The sequence below is a fragment of the Providencia sp. UF-224 genome, assembly GCF_058245955.1.
Genome location: NZ_JBSICC010000063.1, coordinates 1 through 3,895, shown reverse-complemented (window position 1 = coordinate 3,895; position 3,895 = coordinate 1). Strand labels below are relative to the sequence as shown.

Here is a 3,895-nt window from a genome sequence, read left to right as displayed (position 1 = left end):
GGGGGGTTGTGCACATTTCCTCGAAATGTGCCACCGTATTAAAATATTACTTTAATTATCAAATTATTAGCTTTTTAAGTTATATCATCGTATTCTTCATTCAATGGGTCGATATCTTCTAAAATTTCATTCAAATCAGTTAGTATAGCCTGATCTTCAAAAGAATAGTTTCCCCCTAACAGGATATGTCCCCAAGCAACGGGTGATAAGTTAGCTAACATATCAATCGCCTCTTTATTACTTTCCTTTTCACACTTTTCAACTAACCCTGATAAAATTGCTGCATTGTAATAAATAATACAATTTGCTATCAACCTAGCACAATCATTCCATTGGTCGATCTGATAATCACTGCCTCCACGAAATTGATTACCATTGACTGAAGCTATAGCTCTTCTTAGCTGATGGTAGGCTTCCCCTCGATTTAATGCCTGATGAACAAACTGTCTCAATGTTTTATCATCTACGTAATTTAGTACATAAATACACTTTATTAATCTATCATATTCCCTAAGAGCTTCTAGCGTTTTACTTTTTCTTTTTGTATTAGATAACTTTTTTATAATTGTACTTTGCTGCGTTGTCTTTCGGCTAAGCGAACAAATAATATGTTGTATGTTATTCCATTCTGAAATAATCAATTTATTATTAATCGATTTTCTTAATGCAATTACTAATTCTTCATTAACCAATTCAACCTCGAATAAACTATTAAACACATTTTTAAATTTCGCATAACGTGGGGAAAATTGATAATCAAAAATATCGAGAATAGCAAAGTTTACGTTATTAACTCCGTGGTTATCAGAGGCTAAAGATTTTGGCTTAATTTCACTGGTATTATTATAGAGTAAATCAAATGCAAAATGCCCTTCATACTCATTCGGTGATATGATCTCTGTTGCTAATGGCACATGATTTGATACCAGAGTCATCGCAGAAACCCCTTTACCCTTTCGAAAATATTTGGATGAAAATCGTGTTTTAAATGTATTGATTCTGCATGAGTGCTTTTGTCCATCAACACTACCAAATGGTGAACTCTCATTTATTGTCCAGTATTTAAATATGGGTAAGGTTGATATAGCATCAGAAATAGCATCATTAGCTAACCCAGTTATTTCAGGCCTTATGTATTTATCATTTACTCCTCTGAGCATATTGATACTTCTATCTGAAGCATTAGCCATTTTATGTATTCCATAATTTGCACCATTACCAAATATACAGGCAAGAAGATCGTTGTGGTCTGCTTCCAAATTATTTTTTCTTGATGAGATCGATTTAAACTCAGATAAAAAATTTGTTTCGGTATTAACAAATTTCATAACATCCACAATGCCTATATTTTTAATCTGTTTATAAATTGGATTATCAATGCTAGTTTTCCATTTTTTATTAGCTAGACTCCATTGTAACTTATTTGATTTAGGTTGTTTTTTTACAAATTCATTAGCATCTGAATTTATATTTCCTCCAACAATTTTTAACTGATAATTAAGTTTTGACTCTAATTCTAACAAAGTTTCATTTATCGGCACAGCCAGTCTTTTCAATCCTGTTTTCTCTATCAAAACAGTTTTATTTATTTCCCATATATCCATATCAATCAAATCATCTTCCAGCCGTTTGTTTTTTTCACTTTCAGACGAATAAATATCTCCATTTTCTAGGAGGTTAGAGATTCTCTTATACATATGAAACTCGAACCGATCCGTATTAACAACTCCTTCACTAACAATGTATTTTTTCTCCGCCGAGCGAATAACCCTTTGATCTACTGAATTTAATATACCCCTTTGGTTTAGTTCACCACGTGTTGTCTGTATCTGTCTTCCTATGGCGGTATTTTTTTCATCATAGACGATATCAATAGCCATAAATAGCTTTCTGATAGAGTTTGCTACTTTGTGATGATTATTGTCTATGTATTGCCATTGATACTCTGTTACATCCATTTGTTTCTTATTAAAAAATTGACTAACAAGATATAAATCTCTTTCAGGTATGAGAGAGAATACTTTTTTACGTATTTCGCCAAAAGGAGTTGAATCCTCAAGGCTTTTATCAATAAAGCAATTAAATACATCACTAGCAAATTTCATTTTCTTATTGATTAGATCTATTTCATCAGTTAAACGTTTTTTTGCAGAGAAAACAGATATCTCATAGTGTTTTCTGATTAAATAGCGAAATGATGTAATTACTTTGTCATTAATTTCTCTATATCTGAAATATAAATAACAACAAAGATAAAGAAATCCTTGCCATTTCGGATATCGCTTAAGACTGAATGCTGTACTGTGCTTTACTATATTCGCATAATAACTCATATTTCCTGAAGAAATACCTAATGAATTAATTATAGCTTTAATTTCATAATAAATATCACTAATTACATGATGAGTAGATAATTCTTTGTCTATTTCTGATGGGGAAAAATTTTTTGCATTTCCGTTATACCCTCTGATCTCATTTAATTTTCCCTCATCTTGCAGTAATGCGTTGATTTTATCAGCAGTTATGTCAGTCATACGACTTGAAATAATATCAGAAATACGCAATCGTTCACTGCTTAATACTTCTGAAATTAAATCCTGAACCGTACTGTAGCCGGGTAATACAATTCTTTTTTGGTTTAAAAATGCTAATAATTCATCAAGAAGGTATTTAGGGTCTATACAAATAGTTGCTACATCCTTTAACCTACTGATTAATGAATCTTTTAACTCTGCATCTAAATATTTGAAACCATGAATTGAAAGCATTTTATTTATCAATCGTGATTTTGTTCTTTTTGATATATTTATATTGGAGTAATGTTGGAATTTAGGATAATATGCTTGAGTTATATACTTAATATCTTTTTTTATTTTAACTGACGAAATGTCGGGAATTACTGGTTTATATCTGAAATAGCCGATGATTAATATAAGGTATATTCTATTTTCAGTTTTTGATATACTGTTTATCATTTTTCGTAATTCTTTATCTAATGAAAAATACTCTTCTCTTTCAGATGAATTGAAAATAGGGCTCTGATACAACTCATTAACTTCACTATTAGTTAAAATTTTAATTCTCTTTTTCTTATTTTGCATAATCATCTCCATATGTTAATTATGTAACATGTTTTACGGTGTCTAAAATATTACAATTTATCAGACATCATAAAACAGTACTATTTAGGTGTCTATTAAGTCGATATTTTGGGATAATGGACATGAACTGTCTAACATTCGATTTAAGGTACACTTTTATGCGACTTTTTGGTTATGCAAGGGTCTCAACAAGCCAACAATCTCTTGATATTCAGATCAAGGCACTTAAAGATGCAGGCGTTAAAACCAATCGTATTTTTACGGATAAGTCATCGGGTAGTTCAACAGATAGAGAGGGATTGAATTTATTACGAATGAAAGTTGAGGATGGCGATATAATTTTGGTAACAAAGTTAGACCGCTTGGGCCGCGATACCGCGGACATGATCCAACTGATAAAAGAATTTGATTCTTTACATGTTGTTATCAGATTCTTAGATGATGGGATCAGTACTGATGGGGAAATGGGAAAGATGGTTGTCACTATACTTTCTGCAGTGGCTCAAGCAGAGCGTAGGCGAATTTTAGAGCGCACTAATGAAGGCAGACAAGAAGCAAAGCAAAAAGGTATCCGATTTGGCCGCAGACGAAGTATTGATAGAAATAGAGTACAGATGCTTCATCAGCAAGGTATAGGAGCTACTGAAATAGCTCGTCAATTGAACATTGCACGCTCTACTGTTTATAAAATACTGGAAGACGAGAAGATAGCATAAATAAAAAGTCAATGTATTGAAATTTAAGGATTATTAAATTTCAAATGGCTCATTTCGAGGAAATGTGCACAAAACCCC

2 protein-coding genes are annotated in these 3,895 nt (G+C 31.8%); one reads left to right on the top strand and one right to left on the bottom strand.

Going from position 1 to position 3,895, the window contains the following annotated elements; genetic code table 11:
• Positions 1 to 74: 74 nt before the first annotated feature.
• On the bottom strand, positions 75 to 3,101 hold the full coding sequence (locus tag AC4IFO_RS22635) for a Tn3 family transposase (RefSeq protein WP_490737797.1): 3,027 nt from the start codon (positions 3,099 to 3,101) through the stop codon (positions 75 to 77).
• A 158-nt stretch (positions 3,102 to 3,259) separates the two neighbouring features.
• Between AC4IFO_RS22635 and AC4IFO_RS22630 the strand changes: the two genes are divergently transcribed.
• Positions 3,260 to 3,817, top strand: coding sequence for a recombinase family protein (locus AC4IFO_RS22630; RefSeq protein ID WP_490737795.1), 558 nt, complete (start codon positions 3,260 to 3,262; stop codon positions 3,815 to 3,817).
• Positions 3,818 to 3,895: the final 78 nt, after the last annotated feature.

Excerpts from the sequence above, each read along its gene's own strand:
- AC4IFO_RS22630 (WP_490737795.1), top strand. The coding sequence starts at position 3,260 with ATGCGACTTTTTGGTTATGCAAGGGTCTCAACAAGCCAACAATCTCTT.
- AC4IFO_RS22635 (WP_490737797.1), bottom strand. The coding sequence starts at position 3,101 with ATGCAAAATAAGAAAAAGAGAATTAAAATTTTAACTAATAGTGAAGTT.